The sequence below is a fragment of the Pseudomonas sp. LjRoot277 genome (assembly GCF_964253845.1).
GTDB lineage: Bacteria > Pseudomonadota > Gammaproteobacteria > Pseudomonadales > Pseudomonadaceae > Aquipseudomonas.
This window is the reverse complement of sequence record NZ_CAXURI020000001.1, coordinates 4,959,889-4,984,583: the sequence shown is the minus strand read 5'-3', so window position 1 is coordinate 4,984,583 and position 24,695 is coordinate 4,959,889. Positions and strand designations below refer to the sequence as shown.

27 protein-coding genes are annotated in these 24,695 nt (G+C 59.2%); 9 read left to right on the top strand and 18 right to left on the bottom strand.

Translation table 11 applies throughout. The annotated features are described in order from the left end of the window. Positions 1-86: 86 nt before the first annotated feature. From ACSQ87_RS23380 to ACSQ87_RS23370, 3 genes are read right to left on the bottom strand one after another with little or no spacing between them, the layout of a single operon-like run. Positions 87-428, bottom strand: coding sequence for a hypothetical protein (locus ACSQ87_RS23380; RefSeq protein ID WP_150656981.1), 342 nt, complete (start codon positions 426-428; stop codon positions 87-89). Next, on the bottom strand, positions 425-814 hold the full coding sequence (locus tag ACSQ87_RS23375) for a phage holin family protein (RefSeq protein ID WP_223431706.1): 390 nt from the start codon (positions 812-814) through the stop codon (positions 425-427). Before ACSQ87_RS23375 ends, ACSQ87_RS23380 begins: the two co-directional genes overlap by 4 nt. A gap of 1 nt (position 815) precedes the next feature. Then, positions 816-1,130, bottom strand: a complete 315-nt coding sequence (locus ACSQ87_RS23370) for a DUF883 family protein (protein ID WP_150656980.1) — start codon at positions 1,128-1,130, stop codon at positions 816-818. A gap of 306 nt (positions 1,131-1,436) precedes the next feature. Between ACSQ87_RS23370 and ACSQ87_RS23365 the strand changes: the two genes are divergently transcribed. Next, positions 1,437-2,645, top strand: coding sequence for an ammonium transporter (locus ACSQ87_RS23365; RefSeq protein ID WP_056742431.1), 1,209 nt, complete (start codon positions 1,437-1,439; stop codon positions 2,643-2,645). Here ACSQ87_RS23365 and ACSQ87_RS23360 read toward each other — a convergent pair. Next, positions 2,642-4,354, bottom strand: a complete 1,713-nt coding sequence (locus ACSQ87_RS23360; RefSeq protein ID WP_223431707.1) for a cation:proton antiporter — start codon at positions 4,352-4,354, stop codon at positions 2,642-2,644. The genes ACSQ87_RS23365 and ACSQ87_RS23360 overlap by 4 nt on opposite strands. Positions 4,355-4,562: 208 nt before the next feature. On the opposite strand from ACSQ87_RS23360, the gene ACSQ87_RS23355 reads away from it, so the two are divergent. The 3 genes from ACSQ87_RS23355 (at position 4,563) to ACSQ87_RS23345 (ending at position 6,247) form a co-directional block, all read left to right on the top strand. After that, positions 4,563-4,799: a glutaredoxin family protein gene (locus ACSQ87_RS23355; RefSeq protein ID WP_046049177.1), complete on the top strand. Its 237-nt coding sequence runs from the start codon at positions 4,563-4,565 to the stop codon at positions 4,797-4,799. A gap of 168 nt (positions 4,800-4,967) precedes the next feature. After that, a complete protein-coding gene (locus ACSQ87_RS23350) occupies positions 4,968-5,285 on the top strand; it encodes a hypothetical protein (RefSeq protein ID WP_046049178.1) in 318 nt (105 codons plus the stop codon). A 71-nt stretch (positions 5,286-5,356) separates the two neighbouring features. After that, positions 5,357-6,247, top strand: a complete 891-nt coding sequence (locus tag ACSQ87_RS23345; protein WP_223431708.1) for a pseudouridine synthase — start codon at positions 5,357-5,359, stop codon at positions 6,245-6,247. Between the two features lie 88 nt (positions 6,248-6,335). On the opposite strand, the gene ACSQ87_RS23340 is transcribed toward ACSQ87_RS23345, so the two are convergent. Beyond that, positions 6,336-6,557: a YgdI/YgdR family lipoprotein gene (locus ACSQ87_RS23340; protein ID WP_150656976.1), complete on the bottom strand. Its 222-nt coding sequence runs from the start codon at positions 6,555-6,557 to the stop codon at positions 6,336-6,338. A 76-nt stretch (positions 6,558-6,633) separates the two neighbouring features. Continuing rightward, entirely contained in the window at positions 6,634-7,236 is a 603-nt protein-coding gene (mobA, locus tag ACSQ87_RS23335; RefSeq protein ID WP_223431709.1) for a molybdenum cofactor guanylyltransferase MobA, read from the bottom strand. An 81-nt stretch (positions 7,237-7,317) separates the two neighbouring features. On the opposite strand from mobA, the gene moaB reads away from it, so the two are divergent. Further along, positions 7,318-7,857: a molybdenum cofactor biosynthesis protein B gene (gene moaB, locus ACSQ87_RS23330; protein ID WP_046049182.1), complete on the top strand. Its 540-nt coding sequence runs from the start codon at positions 7,318-7,320 to the stop codon at positions 7,855-7,857. Next, the gene (locus ACSQ87_RS23325) at positions 7,841-9,067 is read left to right on the top strand and encodes a molybdopterin molybdotransferase MoeA (protein ID WP_223431710.1); all 1,227 of its coding nucleotides are present in this window, start codon (positions 7,841-7,843) and stop codon (positions 9,065-9,067) included. The genes moaB and ACSQ87_RS23325 overlap by 17 nt, the downstream gene beginning before the upstream one ends. 60 nt (positions 9,068-9,127) lie before the next feature. Here ACSQ87_RS23325 and ACSQ87_RS23320 read toward each other — a convergent pair whose 3' ends face one another. Beyond that, positions 9,128-9,442 carry a hypothetical protein gene (locus tag ACSQ87_RS23320; RefSeq protein WP_223431711.1) on the bottom strand — a complete coding sequence of 105 codons (315 nt, stop codon included), beginning with the start codon at positions 9,440-9,442 and terminating at the stop codon, positions 9,128-9,130. Positions 9,443-9,670: 228 nt separating this feature from the next. Here ACSQ87_RS23320 and yegS point away from each other — a divergent pair, with 228 nt between their 5' ends. Then, complete coding sequence (gene yegS / locus ACSQ87_RS23315) at positions 9,671-10,588, top strand: lipid kinase YegS (protein ID WP_223431712.1); 918 nt, start codon at positions 9,671-9,673, stop codon at positions 10,586-10,588. Here the strand turns inward: yegS and ACSQ87_RS23310 are convergent. The 3 genes from ACSQ87_RS23310 to ACSQ87_RS23300 form a co-directional block, all read right to left on the bottom strand. Beyond that, positions 10,572-11,231: a response regulator gene (locus tag ACSQ87_RS23310; RefSeq protein WP_150656971.1), complete on the bottom strand. Its 660-nt coding sequence runs from the start codon at positions 11,229-11,231 to the stop codon at positions 10,572-10,574. The two genes, yegS and ACSQ87_RS23310, sit on opposite strands and share 17 nt — an antisense overlap. Continuing rightward, positions 11,228-12,121, bottom strand: coding sequence for a sensor histidine kinase (locus ACSQ87_RS23305; RefSeq protein ID WP_150657244.1), 894 nt, complete (start codon positions 12,119-12,121; stop codon positions 11,228-11,230). The genes ACSQ87_RS23310 and ACSQ87_RS23305 overlap by 4 nt, the downstream gene beginning before the upstream one ends. A gap of 344 nt (positions 12,122-12,465) precedes the next feature. Further along, positions 12,466-12,936: a hypothetical protein gene (locus ACSQ87_RS23300; protein ID WP_150656970.1), complete on the bottom strand. Its 471-nt coding sequence runs from the start codon at positions 12,934-12,936 to the stop codon at positions 12,466-12,468. Between the two features lie 462 nt (positions 12,937-13,398). Between ACSQ87_RS23300 and ACSQ87_RS23295 the strand changes: the two genes are divergently transcribed. Then, complete coding sequence (locus ACSQ87_RS23295) at positions 13,399-14,334, top strand: chemotaxis protein CheV (RefSeq protein ID WP_046049189.1); 936 nt, start codon at positions 13,399-13,401, stop codon at positions 14,332-14,334. Positions 14,335-14,424: 90 nt separating this feature from the next. Continuing rightward, entirely contained in the window at positions 14,425-15,231 is an 807-nt protein-coding gene (locus ACSQ87_RS23290; protein WP_436274482.1) for an MOSC domain-containing protein, read from the top strand. 72 nt (positions 15,232-15,303) lie between these two features. Here ACSQ87_RS23290 and ACSQ87_RS23285 read toward each other — a convergent pair whose 3' ends face one another. From ACSQ87_RS23285 to ACSQ87_RS23250, 8 genes are all read right to left on the bottom strand, one after another. Then, complete coding sequence (locus ACSQ87_RS23285) at positions 15,304-15,588, bottom strand: pyrimidine/purine nucleoside phosphorylase (RefSeq protein WP_046049191.1); 285 nt, start codon at positions 15,586-15,588, stop codon at positions 15,304-15,306. A gap of 69 nt (positions 15,589-15,657) precedes the next feature. Then, on the bottom strand, positions 15,658-16,200 hold the full coding sequence (locus ACSQ87_RS23280) for an exonuclease domain-containing protein (RefSeq protein WP_095131916.1): 543 nt from the start codon (positions 16,198-16,200) through the stop codon (positions 15,658-15,660). A gap of 71 nt (positions 16,201-16,271) precedes the next feature. Continuing rightward, the gene (locus tag ACSQ87_RS23275) at positions 16,272-18,233 is read right to left on the bottom strand and encodes an acetyl-CoA carboxylase biotin carboxylase subunit (protein ID WP_436274481.1); all 1,962 of its coding nucleotides are present in this window, start codon (positions 18,231-18,233) and stop codon (positions 16,272-16,274) included. 108 nt (positions 18,234-18,341) lie between these two features. After that, a complete protein-coding gene (locus ACSQ87_RS23270; protein ID WP_223431716.1) occupies positions 18,342-19,139 on the bottom strand; it encodes an enoyl-CoA hydratase/isomerase family protein in 798 nt (265 codons plus the stop codon). Beyond that, positions 19,136-20,293 (bottom strand): citronellyl-CoA dehydrogenase, encoded by a 1,158-nt coding sequence (gene atuD, locus ACSQ87_RS23265; protein WP_223431717.1) that lies wholly within the window; start codon positions 20,291-20,293, stop codon positions 19,136-19,138. Before atuD ends, ACSQ87_RS23270 begins: the two co-directional genes overlap by 4 nt. Before the next feature lie 23 nt (positions 20,294-20,316). Next, complete coding sequence (atuC, locus tag ACSQ87_RS23260) at positions 20,317-21,933, bottom strand: geranyl-CoA carboxylase subunit beta (RefSeq protein ID WP_223431718.1); 1,617 nt, start codon at positions 21,931-21,933, stop codon at positions 20,317-20,319. Positions 21,934-21,936: 3 nt separating this feature from the next. Further along, positions 21,937-22,806 carry an SDR family oxidoreductase gene (locus ACSQ87_RS23255; protein ID WP_150656964.1) on the bottom strand — a complete coding sequence of 290 codons (870 nt, stop codon included), beginning with the start codon at positions 22,804-22,806 and terminating at the stop codon, positions 21,937-21,939. 12 nt (positions 22,807-22,818) lie between these two features. Further along, on the bottom strand, positions 22,819-24,609 hold the full coding sequence (locus ACSQ87_RS23250) for an acyclic terpene utilization AtuA family protein (protein WP_223431719.1): 1,791 nt from the start codon (positions 24,607-24,609) through the stop codon (positions 22,819-22,821). Positions 24,610-24,695 lie beyond the last annotated feature (86 nt).

The window sequence follows — 24,695 nt, the reverse complement described above, 5'->3', positions numbered from 1 at the left end:
CTGTTCACCGGGTAGGCACGCAGGATTGAACCCCTCGATAAAGAGATTCAATCCCGATGTTGCAAGAATGCAGCCAGATAACGGCCTTAGTGGTTACGCGAAGAGCCTTGCATGACCAGCTTGATCAATGGCCCCAGCGTGGTGCCCAGACGAACCAGTCGAGTCAGGCTGCTGACGCCACCGCTCTTGGCGCCCTTGCCCGTCAGAAAGCCCAGCAAGGTGACGGCGGCCACGCCCCAGAGTGGAGCGTGTTTGATGCCGAAGCCATCCTGCAGGTTTTGCGTCATCCCGCGCACACGCTGCAAGGGTTGCAGCAGTTGCGCGGATTCATGGCGGATTTCCTGACGATGCATTTCCATGCGCAGGCGGATCAGCGCCTTACGCATTTCGGTGCGCGAGCTGTTGTGAGGCAGTTCAGGCAGGTTCATGGCAGCAGGCGCTCCCGATCGTTGGCCAACTCTTCCAGGGTGCCGTGGAAGGGCGACGATTCATCGAAAATCGCCGCTCTCAAGCGCATCGCACAGAAAATGGCCGCAAGGGTGTAGAAAACACAGAGCCCGATGATGGCCGCCAGTCGATAGGTGTCCCAAAACAGGATCAACACCAGCGTCGACAACCCCACCAGCAACAGCAAGGCAAAAACCAGCGTCAGGCCTGCGAATAGCAACAGGCTTACCGTGCGGGCTTTTTGCTCCTGCAATTCGATGCCGAACAGTTCGACATGGCTATGCAGCAGTCCAAGAAAAGCGGCACCCAGGCGCCGCGGTGAGGAGCTTGGGCCCGTCGCGGACGAGCCGGATTCGCCGATCGCCATATCAGCGCCGAGTAGCCAGCAAGCCAAGCAGGAAACCCACGCCGGCCGCGATCCCGACCGATTGCCATGGGTTGGCCTGGACATAGTCTTCGGTGGCGGTAACGGCGGCCTGGCTGCGTTCGCGCAGGGAGTCTTCGGTCAGTTTCAAGGTTTCGCGCGCACGCAGCAGACTGTCGTGGATTTGCTCGCGCAGTTCATCAGCCTGATCGCCGGCCAGCGTTGCGGTGTGTTCCAGCAACCGTTCGGTGTCGCTGACCAGAGTCTGAAAATCGTTCATCAGGATTTCTTGAGCAGTCTTTGCCTTGATGCTGGCCATGGGTGGATCTCCGTAAGTGACTTCTGAAACGTTCGAGTATGAGCCTTGCGCGAAGGTTCAGTACAAATGACTGGTACAACTTTTGCTACGTCGTGGTGCGTCTGCCTGCGCCGTTGCGCTGTTGCTGGGCAGGATTCGAGCAAAACCTTATCTCAAATAATGAAAACTCGCGCAAAGGTTCCAACCTTGTGCGCCAAAGTGGCTCATCGGGATCAATCTGCTGATCCCGGCAAGTCGCAACTTGGTGCATGAATTGTCTGCGCGAACTGCTTTGGTGCTTTTTTAGCCTTCAGGTCTGCCAACCCCATGGAAAATCTGCAAAGCGCTGTGGACAGTCTGGTCCATAGCTCCAATACGTTGTTCATTCTGATCGGCGCGGTCATGGTGCTGGCGATGCACGCCGGTTTCGCCTTTCTTGAAGTCGGCACGGTTCGACAAAAGAACCAGGTCAACGCCTTGTCGAAGATCCTCAGCGATTTCGCCATTTCGACCCTGGCCTACTTCTTTATAGGCTATTGGATTTCCTATGGGGTGACCTTCATGCAACCGGCGGCTGTGATCAATGCGGATCATGGCTATGGGCTGGTGAAGTTTTTCTTCCTGCTGACCTTTGCTGCGGCGATACCCGCGATCATTTCCGGCGGCATCGCCGAGCGTGCCCGCTTCGTTCCGCAGTTGTGCGCAACGGCACTGATCGTGGCGTTCATCTATCCGTTCTTCGAGGGCATGATCTGGAACGGCAACTTTGGCTTGCAAGCCTGGTTGCTGGAGCGCTTTGGCGCCAGCTTCCATGATTTCGCCGGCTCGGTGGTGGTCCACGCCATGGGTGGTTGGCTGGCTCTGGCGGCGGTGTTGTTGCTCGGGCCGCGCAATGGTCGTTATCGCGAAGGGCGATTGGTGGCGTTCGCGCCCTCGAGCATTCCCTTTTTGGCGTTGGGGTCGTGGATCCTGATCGTTGGCTGGTTCGGTTTCAACGTGATGAGCGCGCAAACCCTGCAAGGTGTCAGCGGACTGGTGGCGGTGAACTCGCTGATGGCCATGGTCGGCGGTACCGTGGCGGCGCTGATCGTCGGGCGCAATGACCCGGGTTTTCTGCATAACGGCCCGCTGGCCGGACTGGTGGCGATCTGTGCCGGTTCCGATCTGATGCACCCGGTGGGCGCGCTGATCACGGGCGTCATCGCCGGCGCATTGTTTGTCTGGTGCTTCACTGCGGCTCAAGTCAAATGGCGCATCGACGATGTGTTGGGCGTTTGGCCGTTGCATGGTTTGTGCGGCGTCTGGGGCGGGATCGCCTGCGGCATCTTCGGCCAGAGCGCATTGGGTGGGCTGGGCGGCGTGAGTCTGATCAGCCAGTTGATCGGCACCGCGCTGGGGGTGGTCGTGGCGCTGGCCGGTGGCTTTGCCGTGTATGGCGCGATCAAGGCGTTCCATGGTCTGCGCCTGAGTCAGGAAGAAGAGTATTACGGCGCGGACTTGTCGGTGCACAAGATCGGCGCCGTCAGTCAGGACTAGGTCTCTTCGTCGTCAGCGCCTGGATAGAAACCGTGCAGCAGGCGATAGCGGTCGTGCCGAATCTGGTCGGCCCGCTCCTGTACCTGATACGCGGGTAATCCCAGCATGATCAGCGCGTGGGAGGCGAGCATCAGGCTCGACTCCAGCAGTTCGGGCACGACTTCGCTGGCGCCGGCTGCCTTCAACTCGGCCAGTTGGCTGTCGTCGCGCGTGCGCACCAGAATCGGCACGGTCGCGTTGAGTCGCCGCGCTTCCTTGAGGATCAGCAATGCGATGTCACTCTGATCCACGGCGATCACCAGCAGCCTGGCGCGCTCCAGCCCTATCGCGACCAGCAGTTCACCGCGGCGTGAGTCGCCATAATGCACGCAGGTTTCACCGACGGCGGCTTCCTGGACACGCACCGGATCAGTATCCAGTGCGATGTAGGGTTGCTGCGCGTTGCGTAGCGCGCGTCCGATTGACTGACCTACACGACCGTAGCCACATATAACGACATGGTTGTGTAACCCGGCATTGAGCGCGCTGATTTCTTCAAGTTTTGCTTCTTCGTTGGGTTTGCGGTGCAGGCGTGTGGCGATGTGGGGGGCGGCGCGCAGCAACAACGGCGTGACGAGCATCGAACAGAAGGTCGCCGCCAGCAGCAGGCCGCCAAAATCAGCGGGCATCAATTTGTTCTGCTGCATCTGTGCCATCAGTGCAAAGCAGAACTCGCCGCCCTGGGCCAATGCCAGGCCGCTGCGCCAGGCGGTTTCGCCATCGCTGCCACGCCATTTGACCAGCAGCGCAACGACGCTGCCCTTGAGCAGCAACAACCCCAGGGTCAGGCCGAGAATAAGCAGGCCGTGGCTGGCGAACAACTGCAAGTCGATCAGCATGCCGATACTGACGAAGAACAGCCCGAGCAGAATGTCGCGGAACGGACGGATGTCGGCCTCGATCTGATGCCGGTAATGGCTTTCCCCCAGCAGCATGCCGGCGAGAAATGCACCCAGGGCAGGGGAGAGACCGAGCAGGTGCGTCAGCCACGCCGTCAGCAGAACAATCACCAGCGCCAGTAGCACGAACAGTTCCGGGGAACGGGCAGCCGCCACTTCATGGAACAGCCGCGGCAGCAACCAGCGACTGGCCAGCAGCAGGCCGACGAACAATACGACGGTTTTACCCAGCGTCAGTGGCAGCGCCCAATACCAGGCCTGATCGCTGCTGCCAGCGAACACGGGCACCAGGGTCAGCAGCAACACAGCCACGACGTCCTGGAACAGCAATACGGCAATGGCATTCTGGCCGTGACTGCTGAAAATCTCGCCGAGACTGCTCAGCTCTTTACTGACAATGGCCGTGGAAGACAGCGACAGGCCGGCGCCGAGTAACAGCGCAGGCGTGATCGACACGCCGAGCAGCATCAGCAAACCACCTAGCAGCATCCCGGAACACAGCACCTGCAGACTGCCAAGCCCGAACACCACTCGGCGCAACACGAGCATTTTCGACAGGGAGAACTCCAGACCAAGGGAGAACAGCAGAAACACCACGCCCAACTCGGCGAGGTCCGGCAGTTCTTCGCTTTCATTCACCCAGTTGAATGCAGTTGGCCCGACGATCAGCCCCACGCACAAGTAGCCCAGCACCGGTGGCAATCGCAGGCGCTGGAACAGTGCAATCACCACCAGGGAGGAGGCGAGGATGATCAACAGGTTAGCGAACACAAAAAACTCCGGTGGTGGGCGCTGGCAATTCAAGCGTAGAGGCAAATAGTCTGTGAGCATCGCGCAAAGGATATTGAAAGCGACTGATGTGCGTCAGCGTATTGCCGCGATCCATTGCGGTTATGGCCCAAGGGTAGAGTATTCAATGGCTCGACGGCTTTTCGGGGCGGGCCTAGAATGATGACTTAATTTTTTCGGTTGAGCGCTCATGCTTCCTGAATGTCAGCTGTTCGGCACCCTTGGGTGTCATCTCTGTGAAGTCGCCGAAGCCATGCTGATGGAATTTGTCGAGCGCGGTCTGCTGGTGGAACTGGTGGATATTGCGGACGACGAAACATGGTTCGAAGCTTACAGTCTGCGTATTCCGATATTACGGCGGGTCGATACTGGCGCTGAGTTGGGCTGGCCGTTCAGTGCCGATCAGGTAGTGGCGTTCCTGCGTTAAGCGGTTGCTGCGGTGGCGTTGTTCCGGCTGTCGAACTTTGCGATGGATCCCCTTGGCTTTACCGGTACTGATCGGATACTGTATGCGCATACAGTTATTCGTGATGCCTGCCTTGTACCTCTGGTTTTCGGGTTTGGGCAGGCGGTCCGGGCGTAAGAGGGATGAATCGTGGTCAATGTCGAACAATTGAAGAACAGCGTGAACCGGATGTCGGCAGACGTGGTGCGCGAGGCAGTCCTCGAATTGCGTCTGGATGGCTTGGTGACAGAAGGAAAAACTCCCTTCAATAAACTGCATTTCAATACCTGTTTCGCCGAAATCGAAGCCTTGTTCCAGCGCGCGGGTTATCACCGGCAGCTGGATGTCGTGGGCTATCAGGGCTTGTTGTATGCGCTTTATGATCCTGGTCGCTGGGAGGCAGTCGATGTGCTGCGCTGGCTCAAGGAGTTCACCGAAGCGGCAGCGCGCGCGCAGATACCGGCATGAGGATTCTCTTCTAGGTTCGTTCCGGCCGCTGTTGGATAATGCCGCCCTGTATTGAGGGTTAGAACTTTCGTATGTCCACTTCAACTTTTTCTGCTGCACACAACCAGGCCAGCACGCTCTACTTGCCGCCTGGTCCGTGGCAGACCGTACTCGATTGTCTGTGCGAACACTTCAGCGCCATCGGTCGTGAACAATGGCTGGACAGAATCGCTCGCGGTCGTGTCCTCGACGGTCACGGAATGCCGATCGCCCTTGATCTGCCTTACAAGGAAGGCTTGCGGATTCATTATTTCCGTGAGGTGCCGGACGAAAAGCCGATCCCGGTGGTTGAGTCGATTCTGTACGCGGATGAGCATCTGGTCGTGGCGGACAAGCCGCATTTTCTGCCAGTGACTCCGGCGGGTGAATACGTGGAGCAGACCCTGTTGCGACGACTGATCCGTCGACTCGATAACCCGCATCTGGTGCCTTTGCATCGCATTGACCGGCATACGGCGGGGCTGGTGCTGTTTTCCGCCAACCCTCAGAGCCGTTCTGCCTATCAGTCGTTGTTTCCTACGCGGCAAATCGAAAAGCGCTACGAGGCAATTGCCCGAGCGTTGCCCGAACTCTCATTTCCATTGGTCCATAAGAGCCGGCTCATTGATGGCGAGCCTTTTTTCCGCATGCAGGAAGGTCCGGGCGTCAGCAATACCGAGACGGCTGTCGAAGTCAGGGAGAAGAACGGTGATCTCTGGCGTTATGCGCTTTACCCGGTGACTGGCAAGAAGCATCAGTTACGGGTGCACATGACAGCCTTGGGCGCCAGCATCTGCAACGACCCGTTTTATCCGCAGGTACTCAAGGATGTTGAGGATGACTATGCCAATCCTTTGAAACTGCTCGCTCAGGGGCTACGGTTTGTGGACCCGGTCACCGGCCAGGAAAGAGCATTCGAAAGCACCATCACCCTGCAGTGGTGATCACGAAGTTCAGCGAGTCTGTTGATCTTCAGCCACGAAAAAGCCCGCATAAAGCGGGCTTTTCCATATCCGGTTGTTACCGCAAAAATTACAGCTCTTTAACGGTACGAACCTGATCCTTGTTGATGCGGGTCTGCTTGCCATCCAGTTGTTCGAATTCGTAGAAACCCGAATCCTTATCGTACTTTGGCGCGTCGACAGCCTGGATTTCTCGACCGTCATTCAAGGTGATCACTGTAGGCGATGCGCAACCGGCGAGGGTAGCGAGACCCAGTGCGAGCATGAAAGTGGCGAGGGGCCGTTGAGTCATGAGTGTGTCTCCGAATATGAATTCTTTTGGTTACCGAGCTTGAGACGTGTACAGCGAGCGCAAGTTCCTTCTCCTGTCAGTCTGACACAGTGTTGTGGACACTTAATAGTTCTGGTGTGTTGAGGTTGGCCAGGCGTGGGTCATTGTCGGGGCATTGCAGGGCGGTAGCGCCCAGTTTGCGCATCAGGCGACCCGGGCTGCGTTCGCCGTCGTTCCAGGCACTGTCGAAATCGGCCGAGAGTGCCACGGGGATGATGCACAGCAGAGGCTCCCAATGTTCGCCATGGCGCAGCATCAGCGGTTGGTCCGGGTGCTGGCTGGCGGCGTCGCGCATGCTATTGAGCAGCGCGGCGTCGATGCGTGGTACGTCACACGGCAGTACCAGCAGATGCGTATGGCGGGCGGCCTTCAGGCCTGCGCGAATACCGGCCAGGGGGCCAGGAAAGTCGCCTTCATCGTCATGAACCAGCTGGTCGGCGTAGGGCGCGTACTTTTCCAGGTTTCTGTTGCAGGAGATGATCAGGTCATCGCTCAGTGAACGGGTCTTGCGGTGCAAGTGGGCAATCAATGGCTCGCCGTGCCATTCCAGCAGCCCTTTGTCCTGACCGCCCATGCGTTGGCCACGACCACCTGCCAGGAGCAGAATGGAACAGGGCGGCAAATGTGTATTCGAGGTCATGGCAGGTCTCCATGGGGGCGGCGAAAAAATGAGGCGCTGTGATATAACACCGGGCTGTTTCTCCTACAACTGGATGAGCCTATGAAAGCCAAGGCTGATGTACCTTTCGCACCGCTCAACATCGCGGTGCTGACGGTCAGCGATACCCGTACCCTGGAAACCGATACCTCCGGCCAGGTCTTCGTCGACGGTTTGAGTGCTGCCGGGCATAACCTGGCGGCCCGGGTTCTACTCAAAGATGATCTCTACAAAATTCGCGCGCAAGTCGCCAACTGGATTGCCGACGATGTCGTGCAGGTGGTGCTGATCACTGGCGGTACCGGTTTTACGGGACGCGACAGCACCCCGGAAGCGGTAAGTTGCCTGCTCGACAAACAGGTCGACGGTTTTGGTGAGCTGTTCAGGCAGATATCGGTGGCGGATATTGGCACCTCTACCGTTCAGTCCCGTGCCTTGGCCGGCCTGGCTAATGGCACGCTGGTCTGCTGCCTGCCAGGTTCGACAAATGCCGTACGCACCGGTTGGGATGGCATTCTTGCCGAGCAACTGGATTCGCGGCACCGCCCGTGCAATTTCGTCGCTCATCTCAAACAGGCGGCACCCTGTGAATCCCGCGGGTAAGCCAGGCAAGACTGGCAGTCTGATGGCTGTCGAGGTGGCACTGGCACGCTTGCTGGCAATGGCCGAAGCTTCACCGATTTGTGAGCGTGAACGCTTGCCATTGGCGCAGGTTCAGGGTCGGGTGCTGGCCGATGACCTGGTCTCGACACTTGATCTGCCACCGTGGCCCAACAGTGCCATGGACGGCTATGCCTTGCGCGTGGCCGACTGGACTGGAGAGCCATTGGTGGTCAGCCAGAAGATTTTTGCCGGTCTGGCTCCGGAGCCCTTGAAGCCTGGTACCTGTGCACGAATCTTCACCGGTGCGCCAGTGCCCGCCGGTGCAGATTGCGTCGAGATGCAGGAAAACACCGAGGTTCAGGCGGATGAGCGAGTACGTTTCACCGAAACCATGACCCCGGGACAAAACATTCGTCCTCAAGGCCAGGAAGCTACTGTCGGTGAATTGATTCTGCCCGCCGGCACGCGCCTCGGGCCGATCGAACAGGGGTTGGCTGCATCGCTGGGATGCGCAGAGCTGAACGTGATTCGCAAGGTTCGCGTTGCTGTTCTGTCCACCGGGGATGAACTGATTGAACCGGGTCAGGCTCTGGGGCCGGGGCAGATCTACAACAGCAATCGAGTGTTGTTGTGCAGTTGGCTGCAGCGCCTGGGCTGTGAGGTGATCGATGCCGGAATTCTTCCGGATGATTTAGCGGCCACCCGCACTCAACTGGGTGAATTGAAAGATGTCGATCTGATCCTTTCCACCGGTGGTGTCTCGGTGGGAGAGGCTGACTTTCTGGGCATTGCCTTGCGTGAAGAGGGCGAGTTGACGTTGTGGAAACTCGCCATCAAACCCGGCAAACCGCTGACATTCGGGCATTTTCGCGGCGTACCTGTGATTGGTTTGCCTGGCAATCCGGCTTCAACGCTGGTGACCTTTGCTTTGTTGGCAAGGCCCTATCTCTTGCGCCGACAGGGTGTAAAAGAGGTTGAGCCCCTGAAGTTTCAGGTGCCTGCAGGGTTTGCATGGCCAAAAGCAGGCAATCGACGCGAGTACTTGCGCGGACGTCTGGAGAATGGCCGGGCGATTATCTACAGGAATCAGAGTTCTGGTGTACTGCGTAGCGCTGCCTGGGCTGATGGTCTGGTTGAGGTGCTGGAGGATCGCACGCTGATCGAAGGTGACTATGTGAGCTTCATCCCGCTGAGCGAAGTCCTGAGCTGACTCCTGCCGCTGGCTTGCTACGCAAACCCGGTTGATCGAACCGGGTTTTGCGTTCATGGCTTACCCTTGGTGAGCCAGGAGTGTCACGAGCTGGTCGAAACGGCTATTGGCGATCCAGGCCAGCACCCCGATGACGACGGCTGTTCCAATAGCCGAATAGGCAAGCCTGTGTTTTATGGATTTGACGTCACTACGGACTTCATCCATGTCTCGTCGGATGTATTTGAGGTGTGTCTCCAATTCAACGACGCGAGATTCCATAGCAGCTTCTCCAATGGGCTTTGCGCTGTTTTTGAACTCAGCTTGATGATTGGCGAGTTTTTCTGCGAACGGTACGACCGGAATGACCGGTGACCTGATCTCTTGGCTTTGCATGGCACGTCCTTGTGTAGTTCCTGCTGATGTTTGATAACCGCAGGCGCCAAGGTGTACCAATCGCATGGGTCGGTCAATTGAGCCGATTCCTCACTTCTTGTAAGAAAAAACTCCGCCTTGTAGGACGCTATAGGGCTCGACTTCAAATAATTTAAATTCTTGCGACTTTTGTGCGGTGCGACGAGGTCAACATCTCCCATACGGATTCAATCATGGGAGTGACCACTAATGAGCGAACGCAAGGCGCTGTTGATTCTGCATGGCAAGCAAGCGCTCAACGAGGCGGTTCGTTCGGCCGTTGCGGACAAGCGCAAACAGGGTTGGGAGCTGGCCGTTCGAGTAACCTGGGAGGCGGGTGACGCACAGCGTCTGGTAGATGAAGCGCTGGCGGCAGGCTACACGCAGATCATCGCCGGTGGCGGTGACGGTACCTTGCGTGATATTGCCGAAGCCTTGGCGGCGCATTCGACACAGGCCAGTCTGGTACTGATGCCCTTGGGGACCGCCAATGATTTTGCGCGTGCCGCCGGCGTTCCTCTGGAGCCCGCGCAGGCGCTGGAACTTCTCGACGCTGCGCCGAGCGCCATTGATCTGGGGGAGGTCGACGGGCAGGTGTTCCTGAATATGGCCACGGGCGGTTTTGGCAGTCAGGTCACGGCAAACACCTCGGAGGACTTGAAAAAAATCCTCGGGGGCGCGGCTTACCTGTTCACCGGTTTATCGCGCTTCAGTGAGTTGCACGCAGCCTATGGCGAGTTGCAGGGGCCTGATTTCCAGTGGAGTGGCGAGCTGTTGGCATTGGGCATCGGCAATGGCCGACAGGCCGGCGGTGGGCATGTGTTGTGTCCACAAGCGCTTGCTGACGACGGTCTGCTGGACATCAGTATTCTGCCTGCGCCGCAGGAAGTCGTCGGCACCTTGAAAACCCTGCTGGCGGATGGCTTCGGCATCGACAACATGTTTGTGCGAGTCCGGTTGCCATGGGTCGAAATCAAGGTCTCGGAAGGCCTCTACATCAACCTCGATGGCGAACCTCTGGAAGGTGACAACTTGCGTTTCTCGGCACGTCCAGCGGCACTGCGCGTGCATTTGCCTGAAAACTCGCCGCTGCTGGGCTCATCGCAATCGATCAATCATCCAGGCTAATGATCTGCTCGCGAACGGCGAACAGCACCAGGCCCGCCACATCGTAGATCTGCAAGCGCTTCATGATCTGCGAACGGTGGGTTTCAACGGTCTTGATGCTGAGGCCCAGGCCATTGGCAATTTCCCGGGTGGATTTTCCGCGAACGATCAGCCGAAGGATTTCCAGCTGACGCGCCGTCAAGTTGTGCGAGTCGGCAAGTTCCGGCTGGTTTTTCTGCGTTCGGGTCAGGGCCTGGTTGATGACGGTGTGGGCGATGGCCGGGCTCAGGTAGCGTTCGTTGTTACGCAAGGCATCCAGGGCATGTTCGAGCTCGGTGGCCGTTGTGTCCTTGAGCAGGTAGCCATGTGCACCGGATTCCAGTGCCTGCATGATGAGTGCTGGATCAGTGTGCATCGACAGGATCAGCACCTTGCTCTGCGGGCGTACTCGCTTGAGTCGTTGCAAGGCGTCAAGGCCACTGGTTTCCTTCATGGAAATATCCAGCAGGATGATGTCGGGGGACAGTTGCTCGACCATCTCGAGCAACTGCGAGCCGTCATTGGCCTCACCGATTACCGCGTAGCCGGGAATATCCAGCACCAGAGCGCGCACGCCTGCTCTGATAAGCGAGTGGTCATCCACCAGAAGTAAGTTACAAGTCAACGCATAACCTTATTCGTACTGGCCCGTTCGAGCGCACGAGGCGCCCAGGGGAAGAGTGCTTCGATTTGAGTACCTTTGCCCGGTTCGCTGGTCACGCTCAGTGTGCCTCCCAGCTGATTGATCCGTTCCGACATCCCCGCCATTCCACGTTGCCCCTCACGACCTGGATCGGTCGCTGGTGCGAATCCCAGGCCATCGTCACTGATCAACAGTGTCAGGCCCTGAGGTTGACGTTGCAGGCGGACCAACAGATTTTTCGCTTCGGCATGGCGCAATATATTGGTCACCGCTTCCTGGGTGATTCGAAAGGCGGCCAGCGTCATTTCCTCCGGTATACCGGCCAAACGCTGATGGCATTCCAGGCTCCAGTGCACCGGCGTGTTGGCCAGCGTCTTGAGTAAATGCGCCCGCAGACTGGCTTCCAGCCCGAGACTGGTCAGCTGCCTCGGATTGAGAATGGCCGATACGTCTCGCACTTTGGCCAGGGTTTCTTCCAGCGTGTCGCAGAGTACCGAACACTGGCCTTGAAGTTCTTCGGGCATTCGGCGTTTGAGCCAGTCGCTTTGAAGTTTTGCCGCGGTCAGCAATTGGCCGATGTCGTCATGCAGTTCCCGACTGAGCCGGCGACGTTCGTTTTCCTGAACCTCCAACAGCCGGTCAGCCAACTCCTGGGGTTGAAACTTTATCGACTTGCGCGAAAGACAATACTGCACCCAGACGCAGGCCAATGCGGCGAAATTGAGTACCAGCAGACTCAGCGGCAGGCGAGTGGACAGGCTATAAATCAGCAGGCAGCCAAGGGCCGAGCAGGTACACAACACAAGCGTGACCAGGCGGGCGTTTTTTCGGGAGAGTGGCTTTAGGGTGATCGACTTGAGGCTGGCGTACATAGCGGATGGAGCCAATGGATGTTCGCTGCGGGAAGACCGGTCATCGTGGATGACGGGTCTCTGTCTGGAGTCACTCTGCCATTAATTGACGTCAACTAATGGGCGGCATAATACCACTTAAGATACCGTTGGTCGCGTTTGGTATATAGGTCTGCCGAGTCAGGGAATAAGCGTTTATGGACAGCAGTTCCATAATGGAAAAAGGCGGGTGGCAAGAATGGTTTATTTGTTTTCGAGTTGTTCGTTAGCAGGCATGGAATATTCAATTGCGACATGGGCCCGCTAAAGTTAGAGGGGTAGTCATGGCAATAAAAATTCGCAGCACGGCATGGAGGCCCGATAATTCAGGCTTGCCGACCTGCAAAGGAAACGAGTGTGAACGGTTTGGAATTAGCGGGGGGCTGAAACTGACTGTGTCCGACCTGAAAGGCGAAGGCTTCGATCAGGGATGTCTGTTCGCTGTCATCAAGGCTGAGTTGGCCGGTCTTCTGATCGATAAGCTCGAGTTGCCAGGCGATCAACGTCAGGCAGTCTTTCAGCGCACTCAGGGCCTGGTCGTGTAAATCCATGTGATTCTGGGCATGGCTCAGCAAACCATGGATATGCAACGAAAACTCCGAAACGGCTGCCAGAGCGAGGGCATCAGCCTTGTTGGCCAGTTTGAGCAGGGTGCTAAGCATGCAGTCGATGGCATCCTTGTCATTGCTGATCAGTTGCAAATGACTCAGGCATTCCTCGGTTTTAACCAGGAGTGTCTCTGCTTCGACGAGAAACTCAGGGAGCCGGTGAGCCCATTCTTTACGATCGTTCGGCATGTTTATCTCCACAACGTCATGTCAAATGCGGGAATGTCGTGTGTGTCGACGGGGACGATCAGAGTCCCCGCATTGCCATGCCGTCGTGAGATCGCGCGCCGGCCTGACTGGCTGCAGGCTGGGGAACTCGATAGGGTGGATGGCCACTTACCTGCGATCGCACACAAAAGCCTGACTCCGTTCATGCAATGAGAATGGCGTCACATTAATGGCTATTGGATATTGCGAATATCAGGTTGGACCTGATTGTTACTAGGGGAATCCCTTACACGGGGGAACCAACCGAACGAAACGAGGTCTCGCGGCAGGCAATGGGGCAGATGAAATCGCCTGGCCAGTAAAGCATGATGTTAATGTGACATCAATGTTTGGTCGTGGCATTTTACACGGGGGTCAAGGTCCGGCGAAAACAGCCGATAACCCCCTTTAGTGAATTCATCAGAACAAGCCCAGGAGTCATTGATGGCCGGCATTCTCGACACGGTAGACCAACGCACGCAACTGGTGGGTGAGAATCGCCTGGAAATTCTCATGTTCCGGCTGGCCGGACGTCAATTGTTCGCGATCAACGTGTTCAAAGTGCAGGAAGTGCTGCAACTGCCGAAGCTGACTCTGATGCCCCAACGTCATCCGTTTGTCTGCGGTGTGGTTAATTTGCGTGGCCAGACCCTGCCGGTGATCGACCTGTCCCAGGCCATCGGTATGCGTCCGCTGGTGCCAAGCCCGACCAGTACGATCATCGTCACCGAGTACAACCGTTCGGTGCAGGCGTTCCTGGTCGGTGGCGTGGACCGTATCGTCAACATGAACTGGGAAGCCATTCTGCCGCCACCGGCCAGCGCCGGTCGCCAGCATTACCTGACGGCCATCAGCAAGGTCGACGATCAGTTGGTGGAAATCATCGACGTCGAAAAAGTCCTGGCGGAAATCGTCCCGTACAACGCCAAGGTATCGCGCGACAAACTCGACGATCCGGTTCTGGAACGTGCCCGTGGCCGTGAAGTGCTGCTGGTGGACGACTCGAACGTGGCCCTGTCGCAATTGCGCGACACCCTGGGTCAGTTGGGCGTGAAGATGCACATCGCCAGCGATGGCTTGAAGGCACTGAACATGCTCAAGGCCTGGGCCGATACCGGTGTGAACATGACCGACAAACTGCTGATGATCTTCACCGACGCAGAAATGCCGGAAATGGACGGCTATCGCCTGACCACGGAAATCCGCAACGACCCACGTTTGCGAGGCCTCTACGTGGTTCTGCATACCTCGTTGTCCGGCAGCTTCAACGACTCGATGGTGAAGAAGGTCGGCTGCGACAACTTCCTCTCAAAATTCCAGCCGGACAAACTCGTCGATGTGGTGCGCCAGCGCTTGATGCTCGATGAAGTGCCTGCCTGATAACGGTGCAAGAGGCTGGCCTGAAGTCAGCCTTTGATTCGGCGATCAAGCTCGTATAGGGTGGCGTTTTTGCCCACCAGGGAGCTGGCCATGTTGCGTCTGAGCGCGCTTTATCGTTATCCGTTGAAATCCGGCAAGGGCGAGATCCTGCAGAAGGTCAGCCTCGACAAGCTGGGCCTGGACGGTGATCGACGCTGGATGCTGGTGGACGAGGCCAGCGGGCGCTTTCTGACTCAACGTGCAGTGGCGCAGATGAGTCAGCTGTCGGCGTTGTGGAATGCCGACGGTGGCTTGACCCTCAGTGCGCCGGGCCGCTCACCGATCGAAATCGCCTTGCCTGCCAGCGACGCGGAACTGCGTGGCGTGACCATCTGGCGCGACACACTGCGTGTACCGGATGCCGGTGACGAGGCGGGTGCCTGGGTCAGTGAATTCATTGGCAAACCGACTCGCCTGGTACAAGTCCCTCTTGATCGCGCACGGACCACCCAGGCCGGCTACGGCAAGGATGACGATCAGGTGGCCTTTGCCGATGGCTTTCCGCTGTTGCTGATCGGACAGGCATCGTTGGAAGACTTGTCGCAAAAAGTCGGCCGCCCGCTGGAAATGCTGCGCTTTCGGCCCAACCTGGTGATCGAGGGCAGCGAGGCGTATGCCGAAGATGGCTGGAAGCGCATTCGCATCGGCGATGTCGAGTTCCGCGTGGTCAAGTCGTGTTCACGCTGCATTTTGACCACCATCGACCCGCAAACCGGCGAGCGCAGCGATGATCGCGAGCCTCTGGCCACGTTGCAGAAATACCGTGCCGAGGCCGATGGCGCGATGTTCGGACAGAACCTGGTCAACGACAGCAATGGTCAACTTGAGGTCGGAATGCCGGTGACGGTCCTGGAATAAGGCAATCAGAATAAAAAATGCCCGTGTCCAAGGACACGGGCATTTTTTTTGTCGCTGTGAAAACCCAGGGTTTTAGCCGCGGTATTCGCACAGGTAAGCGGTGTCGACGGCCACTTTCAGCTGGAACTTGCTGTTGGCGGGTACGTTGAACTGGCTGCCGGCGGCGAAGGTTTCCCAGTCGCTGCTGTCCGGCAGTTTGACGGTCAGGGCGCCGGACACCACGTGCATGATTTCACGCTGGCTGGTGCCGAATTCGTATTCGCCCGGAGCCATGACGCCGAGGGTCGCAGGACCTTCAGCGGTGCCAAAGGCGATCGACTTGACGGTGCCGTCGAAGTACTCGTTGACTTTAAACATGGGCGATTCCTCGAAAAGGGCTAAAAAGGGCTGGCCAGTATGCACAAGGCCCATGTCGGCGTCACCTCTCTAAGTCGGAAGAACCAGTGGCAATAATCGTGCGGTATTGCGCGCATCTTCCAGCGCCCGATGTTGTTGGCCACTGAACTGCATGCCCGCCAGTTGCAGCGCGCCGTTAAGCCCCAGCGGCCGTTCCAGCCGACGAGCCTTGGCAAAGCGCTGTTTGAGGTTCATGTGCGGCACCCGGCTCAGGGCGCTGTCGAGTTGCAGGCGCTCCCACTCCTGAACCAACTGTTTGCGATCGTAATCGCCCCAACTGACCCAGCCTTCGAGGCGCGAGTGATGCTGGCCGAGCCAGTGTTCAAACGACGCCCAGACCTCACTCAGAGGCTGCGCGGCATCGATGTTGGCCTGGGTGATGCGGGTCAGTTGCCGGCAAAACGGCGTCAGCAAGGGCCGACGCAGCGGCCGGACGAAACGCTGGAAAGCATCCAGTTCGCGTCCCTTGCGGTCCACCAGGGTGGCGCCGATTTCGATGATTTCCATTTCCGTTACTGGCCAACCACCCTCATCGGTGGTGGCTTCTAGATCAATGACCAGCCAGTGAGGCATCGCAGGGTTCCTGGTATCCGCGTCCTGATAGGGCTTGAGCGTAGCCAAACCCGGCGGATCCGCCTAGCGGCTTATTCGACCTCCAACAAAATCTGACGATTTTTCACCTGATCGCCCACCCTGACCTGCAAGCGTTTGAGCACGCCGTCGATGCCCGACTTGAGCGGATGCTCCATTTTCATGGCTTCCAGCACGACCAACAACTGGCCTTTACTGACCGGGCTGCCCTCAGTCACCAGCACATCGACGATCGCCCCGTCCATCGGAGCCTTGAGTGTGCCGGTGCTGACGCTGGCCTGGCTATTGACCACGGCCTGCGTCCGGTCCATCAGCCGCACACTGCCGGGACGGGTGAACAGCCAGAGTTGCCCGGTCTCAAGACGGTAAGCATGACGTCGCCGGACACCGTTGATTTCCAGGCTGGCCCAACGTCCGTCGCACTGGATGACCTTCAATTCAAAGGGCGTTGTGGCCACTTGAATCCGATACGGTTCACCCGACACCGCGTTCAATTCCACCGGCCAATCCTGATCCTCAAGGCCGATTCGATAGTGCAAGGGCACGCTGGCGTTGTTGCGCCAACCGGCCAGTGGCGCGTGATGAGCCTGCGCCGAAGCTTGATAGAACAGCGCAGCAGCGATCGCCAGTTCTTCGGCGCTCGGCACATGCGCATGCAGGCAGGGATGCTCGGCAAAGTGTGCCGGGATGAACCCGGTACTGAACTCGCCACTGATGAACTGCGGGTGTTCGAGCAAGCTGGCGAGCAAGCGCTGATTGCTTTGCACGCCAAGCAGCACGCTGTCCTGCACCGCCCGCAGCAACTGGCGCCGGGCTTCTTCGCGGGTGGCGCCGTGGGCGATGATCTTGCCCAGCAGCGGGTCATAAAACGGGCTGACTGTCTGGCCTTCAATCAGGCCATGGTCGATCCGCACGCCGCGCTGCAACGCAGGCTCCCACGCGGTGATACGGCCAGTTTGTGGGAGAAAACCGTGTGCCGGATCTTCGGCGTACAAACGGACTTCCATGGCATGGCCGCTGAGCTGGACCTGCTCCTGTCGCAAGGGCAGAGGCAGCCCTTCGGCGACGTGCAACTGCCAGGCCACCAGATCGAGGCCGGTGATCAATTCGGTCACCGGGTGCTCCACCTGGAGTCGGGTGTTCATCTCCAGGAAGTAAAACTGCCCACGCGCATCCAGCAGGAACTCGACAGTGCCAGCGCCGACGTAATTCACTGCGCGACCCGCCTTGAGCGCCGCTTCGCCCATGGCCTGACGCAACTCGGAGGTCATCACCGGGCAGGGCGCTTCTTCGATGACTTTTTGATGGCGACGCTGAATCGAACAGTCGCGCTCGCCAAGGTAGATCAGGTTGCCGTGCTGGTCGCCGAACAGTTGAACTTCGACGTGACGCGGGTCGATCAGCGCTTGCTCGAGAATCAGTTCGTCACTGCCAAACCCGTGCAAAGCCTCGGAGCGGGCGGTGCGCAGTTGCTCGAGCAAATCACTGGCCTCGTGCACCAGGCGCATGCCACGTCCGCCACCGCCGGCACTGGCCTTGATCATCAGTGGATAGCCGATGCGTGCGGCTTCGCGGCTCAGGGTTGCGTCGTCCTGTTCTTTGCCCTGATAACCCTTGATGCACGGCACACCGGCTTCGAGCATGGCGAGTTTCGACAGGCGTTTGCTGCCCATCAGTTCGATGGCTTCGGGGCTGGGGCCGATGAAGGTGATGCCGGCATCCTGGCAGGCGCGGGCGAAGTCGGCGTTTTCCGAGAGGAAGCCGTAGCCCGGATGGATCGCGTCAGCGCCGGTGCGCCGGGCGGCGTCGAGAATGGCCGGGATATTCAGATAGGACTGCTGCACCGGGGCCGGGCCGATGTTCACGGCTTCGTCGGCCATCTGCACATGCAGGGCATCGGCGTCGGCATCGCTGAAGATTGCGACCGTGCGATAACCCAGGGCCTGGGCGGTGCGCTGGATGCGGCAGGCGATTTCACCGCGGTTGGCGATCAGGATTTTTCTGAGTCCGGGCATGGGTCTTCTCTGAAGTTTTGCGGTGGATGTGATGGCCTCTTCGCGAGCAAGCCCGCTCCCACAGGGGAATGCATTTCAAATGTGGGAGCGGGCTTGCTCGCGAAGCTTTTAAGGTGCCCACCCCGGTTTGCGTTTTTGTACGAAGGCCATGGTCCCCTCAATACCTTCAGCCCCGGTCACCGCCTCGCTGAACCAGTCGGCCGCTTCATCCAGCAACGCATTCGATGGCTGTCCGGCACTCGCCAGCAACAGCTTTTTGGTCGTCGCATTCGCCTCCGGCGCGCAGCACAACACGTGGGCCAGAATTTCATCGAGACGCTCGGCCAACGCTTGCGCGTCATGCTCGACAAAATGCACCAATCCCATGCGCCGTGCGTGTGTGCCATCGAAACGTGCCGCGGTCAGCGCCAGTCGGCGAGTCTGGGTCAGGCCGATGCGCTGCACCACGAACGGCGCGATTTGCGCTGGTAGCAGACCGAGGCTGGTTTCCGGCAGACCAAATTGCGCCTGGTGATCGGCCAAGGAGACGTCGCTGACGCAGGCCAGGCCAAAACCACCGCCGAGCACCGCGCCTTGCAGTACCGTGATCACCACTTGTGGTGCGTGTTGCACCTCTTGCAGCAGCGCACCAAACGCTCGATTCAAGTCGCGATAAGCGCTCGGGCCTTGAGCGCGTGCGTTGGCCATGTCCTTGATGTCACCTCCGGCGCAAAAATGCCCGCCGGCACCACCGATCACCAAGGCACGAATCTCACGGTCATCGCGCACGGCCAACAGCACGGCACGCAGTTCCGCGACCATCAACAGGCTCATGGCATTGCGGCTTTCCGGGCGGTTGAGGGTGATGTGCAGAACGCCGTTGTGCGATTCCAGCAACAAGGTCTGGCAAACCGGCAGGGTACTCATTTCTTTTTCCCCGGCAGGATGCCCATGAGTTTGCAGATGATCCCCAGCATGATCTCGTCGGCACCGCCGCCGATCGACACCAGCCGCACGTCACGGTACGCGCGGGCCACCGGGTTGTCCCACATGAAGCCCATGCCGCCCCAGTATTGCAGGCAGCTGTCGCTGACCTCACGGCCCAGTCGTCCGGCCTTGAGTTTGGCCATCGACGCCAGACGCGTGACGTCCTGGCCTTTGATGTACTGCTCGGTGGCCTGATAGACCAGCGCCCGCAGGCATTCGATTTCGGTTTGCAGTTCGGCCAGGCGGAAGTGGATGACCTGATTGTCGATCAGCGCATTGCCGAAGGTTTTACGTTCCTTGCAGTACTCGATGGTGCTGTCGATGCAGTACTCCAGGCCCTTGATCATGTTCGCCGCGCCGAACAGCCGTTCCTCCTGGAATTGCAGCATCTGCATCATGAACCCCGCGCCTTCATGGCCGATGCGGTTGCGTTGCGGCACGCGCACGTTGTCGAAAAACACCTGGGCGGTTTCCGAACTGAGCATGCCGAGCTTGTCCAGGTGCGAGCTGAGGCTGATGCCGGCGGTGCTCATCGGCACCATGATCAGCGACTTGTTGATGTGCGGTTTGTCGTCCGAGGTGTTGGCCAGCAGGCAGATGAAATCCGCGCTCGGCGAGTTGGTAATCCACATCTTGCTGCCGTTGATCACGTAGTCGTCGCCGTCCTTGCGGGCGGTGGTTTTCAAACCGGCCACATCGGAACCGGCGCCGACTTCGGAAACGCCGATGCAGCCGACCTGCTCGCCAGTGATCGCCGGCCGCAGGAATTCTTCACGCAGTTCATCGGAGCCGAAACGCGCCAGGGCCGGGGTGCACATGTCGGTCTGTACGCCAATGGACATCGGAATGCCGCCGCAGTGGATGGTGCCGAACTCTTCAGCCGCGACGATCGAGTAGCTGTAATCGAGCCCCATGCCGCCAAACTTTTCCGGTTTGGAAATCCCCAGCAGGCCGAGGTCACCGGCCTTGCGGAAGATCTCGTGGATCGGAAAGCGTCCGGCCTTTTCCCATTCATCGACGTGAGGATTGATCTCGTGATCGACGAATTGGCGGACGGTGCGGCGCAGTGCTTCGTGTTCCTGGGTGAAGATCATTTTTATTGTTCTCCTTATCGCCCTTAGAAGCGGGCTACACCAAAACTGTTGGATTGCAGCGGCCGCACTTCGGCCTCATGACAGATATCCAGCAAGTACCCGAGCAAGGTCCGGGTATCCCGGGGATCAATCACCCCGTCGTCCCACAAACTGGCGCTGCCATAGAGCGCGGTGGACTGGCTGTCGAGTTTCTGCGCGGTGACCTGTTCCAGCATGTCGAGCATTTTCGGGTCGGGCACCAGACCGTCCTTGGCCTGTTTGGCCTCGGTGACGATTCGCAGCACTTTGCCGGCCTGGGCGCCGCCCATCACCGCCGTGCGGCTGTTGGGCCAGGCGAAAATGAAGCGCGGATCGAGGCCGCGGCCGCACATCGCGTAGTTGCCGGCGCCGTAGGAGCCACCGACGACGATGGTCAGTTTAGGCACGCGGGCATTGGCCACCGCTTGAATCATTTTCGCGCCGTGTTTGATCACGCCTTGCTGCTCCGACTCGGTGCCGACCATGAACCCGGTGGTGTTGTGAAAAAACAGCAGCGGCGTCTGGCTCTGGTCGCAGAGCTGAATGAACTGCGCCGCCTTGCTTGCGCCTTTGGGCGTGATGGGGCCGTTGTTGCCGATGAACCCACAGGCTCGGCCTTGAATCTGCAAATGGCCGCAGACGGTTTGCTGATCGAACTCACCCTTGAATTCTAGAAAGTTCGAGCCATCGGCAATCCGCGCGATGATTTCGCGTACGTCATAGGGCTTTTTTGGGTCATCAGGAATCAGCCCGAGCAACTCGTCGATGGGGTAGAGCGGTTCTTCCCACCGACGTTCGGGTACCCAGGGCAGCTGATCATTCCACGGCAACAGGCTGACAATCTCGCGCACCTGGCGCACGCCATCGGCATCGTTCTCGGCCAGGTATTCCGCGGTACCGGCGATTTGCGCATGCATCTCGGCGCCGCCCAGTGCTTCATCGGTGGCGACTTCCCCGGTGGCAGCCTTGAGCAACGGCGGACCGGCCAGAAACAGCTTGGCCTTGCCACGCACCACCACCACGTAATCCGACAACCCTGGCTGATAGGCGCCGCCCGCCGTGGCCGAGCCATGGACCACGGTGATTTGCGGCAGGCCCATGGCCGACATCCGCGCCTGATTGGCAAAGCTGCGGGCACCTTCGACGAAAATCTCCGCCGCGTAATTGAGGTTGGCGCCACCGCTTTCGGCCAGGGTAATGACCGGCAGTTTGTTCTCCATGGCGATCTGTTGCAGGCGCAGGGATTTTTTCAAACCGCTGGGGGAAATGGTCCCGCCCTTGATCGCACTGTTGTTCGCCACCACCAGCGCCCGCACGCCGGACACGTAGCCGATCCCGGCGATCAACCCGCCGCCTGCGGAGCTGCCATCTTTGTCGTCATGCAGTTTGTAGCCGGCCAGGCTGGCCAGTTCGAGGAACGGTGCGCCGGGGTCCAGCAGCAGATTGAGGCGTTCCCTGGGCAACAATTGGCCGCGCTTGTCGAACCTGGGTTTGGCTTCGGCTGCCTTGTTCAGCAGGTTCTGCTCGAGCTGACGGACGTGTTCGATGCCGACCAGCATCGCCGCACGATTGCGCGCGAACTGTTCGCAGAACGGGTCCGCTTGCGACTGAATCACCGGCATGGCTTATTCCTTATCCTTGAGGACGTCCGGCAAGTAGGCGCGATGGAAACCGTTATACGACTCGCTGATCTGCGCCTTGTGTATCGGCCAGGCGCGCCCGCCCAGGCTGGCGGCACCGTCGATGCGCAAGGTGCTGCCACTGACAAACGCTGCGGCCGGGCTGAGCAGGAAAACGATCGCGGCGCTGACTTCCGATTCGGTGCCGATGCGTTTCAGTGGAACGTGCTCACGCAAGGTCGGGATCACCGCTTTGAACGCGCCTTCGTAGGTGTCCATGCCACTGGACGCGATCCAGCCCGGTGCCACGGCGTTGACCCGCACCCCGGCATAACCCCATTCGAACGCGGCGGTCTTGGTGAGGTTGTCCATGCCTGAACGCGCCGCGCCCGAGTGGCCCATGCCGGGCATGCCGCCCCACATGTCGGCGAGCATGTTGACGATGGCGCCGCCGTGCGTGCTCATGGACTGGTTGAACACTTCCCGGGCCATCAGGAAGCCGCCCATCAGGTTGGTGCGCAACACCGTATCGAAGCCTTTTTGATTGATCGACGCCAGCGGCGACGGGTACTGCCCGCCGGCGTTATTGACCAGGCCGTGAATCGGTCCGTGCTTGCGGATTAATTCGCTGACTACATGCTTGACCGCTTCTTCCTCACGAATATCGCAGACCATCCAGTCAGCCTTGCCGCCATCTTCGGTAATCTCGGCCACGACGTTTTTCAGCTTGTCGGCTTTGCGCCCGAGCAGCAGCACATGGGCGCCGAGGGCCGCCAGTTCGTGAGCGGTGCAACGGCCGATGCCGCTGCCGCCACCGGTGACGATGATGTTTTGGCCTGCAAACAAATCGGCTTTGAAAATCGAATCGTAAGCCATGGCGACAGTCCTCTAGTTGACCTGGTCGGCGATGCGCTGAGGCACCGGTATCTGAATTTCCAGCAGTTGCTGGGCGAAGGCTTTGCCTTGCGGGTCGATCCGCAGGCTGGCCACGCCACCGCCTCCCAAGGCGTTCTCCAGCAGAAAATTAAGGCTGTGGGTGCCCGGCAGGTACCAGCGTTCGACACGTCCGTGGATCGGGTCGAGGACATGACTCATCCAGTCGACGATCACTTCCGGCGTCAAGGCTTCGGCAATCCACGGCAGGTACTCCGGCTCGCGGGCCATGACGCCGATGTTGCTGTGGTTGCCCTTGTCACCGGAGCGCGCCACGGCAAGTTTGACCAGGGCCACGCTGGCATCGGCCCGGTCTGAGGGTTTCGGTGGGGCGCACGCCACGGGCAGGTCGGCGGTGTCGAGCACATCAACGGCGGGCAGGGCGCAAGGGTGGCGCTGGCCCTTGAGATCAATTTCCAGCGTGCAGGCGGTTTTGTCGATAAGGAACGAGAACAGCCGGATCAGCGGATACACCGTCGGCCGTCCACCGACAATCCCGGTCAGTCCCGGCGCCATGCCGGTGGCGGCCTGGGCGATCTCCCGGGAGAACACAATCAACGCCTGTTTACCCGGATGGCGCACCGCAAGTTTGATCACCACTTCGCGGCTGTCCTGGCGCTGACCGTGGGGGCCGTAAGTGGCCTCGCTGCCGAGCAGTTCGATGTTCACTTCGCTGTAGGGGGGCCAACCGCGCTGGCTGAAGATTTCCGACGTCTTGTTGATGATCGCTTCGCTGACTCGACGCGCCTTGTCGACCGCATCGATCCCGGCGATCAGGCAACTGGCGGTGCAGCGGAAACCGTCTGGGTACGTTGCGCTGACCTTGTACTGATCGGTCGGCGGCAAGCCTTTTGCGCCGTGCACCCGAACCGCGTTTTTGCCTTGTTGCACGAGTTTGACTTCAGTGAAATCGCAGACCACGTCCGGCAGCAGATACGCCTGCGGGTTACCGATTTCATACAGCATCTGCTCGCCGACCGTCAGTGGGGTGACTAGCCCGCCGGAGCCTTCGGGTTTGCTGACGATGAACTGGCTGTCGGCGCTGACTTCGACGATGGGGAAGCCGATGTGCTCGTAGTCGGGCACCTCGCGCCAATCGGTGAAGTTGCCGCCGGTGCATTGGGCGCCGCATTCGATGATGTGCCCGGCCAATGCGGCCTGGGCGAGTTTGTCGTAGTCGTGCCACGACCAGCCGAACTCATGCACCAGCGCGGCACTGACCACGGCGCTGTCGACCACGCGCCCGGTGATGACGATGTCGGCACCCAGACGCAGGGCTTCGACGATGCCGGGTGCGCCGAGGTAGGCGTTGGTCGAGACGCACATCGGCGGCAAGGGTGCACCGCTGAACATTTCATGGATACCGCCGCTGCTCAGCTGTTTGAGCTGCGGCTGCAGGTCATCACCCAGCAGCACGGCGATTTTCAGCGCCACTCCGGCCTTGTCGCAGGCCGCTTGCAGGGCGGCGGCGCAGGCTTGCGGGTTAACCCCGCCGGCGTTGCTGATGACGCGGATTTTCTGTTCGGCGAGTTGACCCAACAGCGGGCTGAGGACTTCGATGAAGTCGCTGGCGTAACCGGCCTGGGGATCTTTCATCCGCGCGCCGGCCATGATCGACATCGTAATTTCGGCCAGATAATCGAAGACCAGAAAATCCAGACGCCCGCCTTCGACCAGTTGCGCGGCGGCGGTCGAGGTGTCGCCCCAGAAGGCGCTGGCGCAACCGATGCGGATTGTTTTTGGCACAGTCAACTCCATAACCACCCCCGACAGAAGTGCATCGAGACTACCAAGCAAGCGCTTGGTTTGTAAACGGCTGAAATATCTTCTGC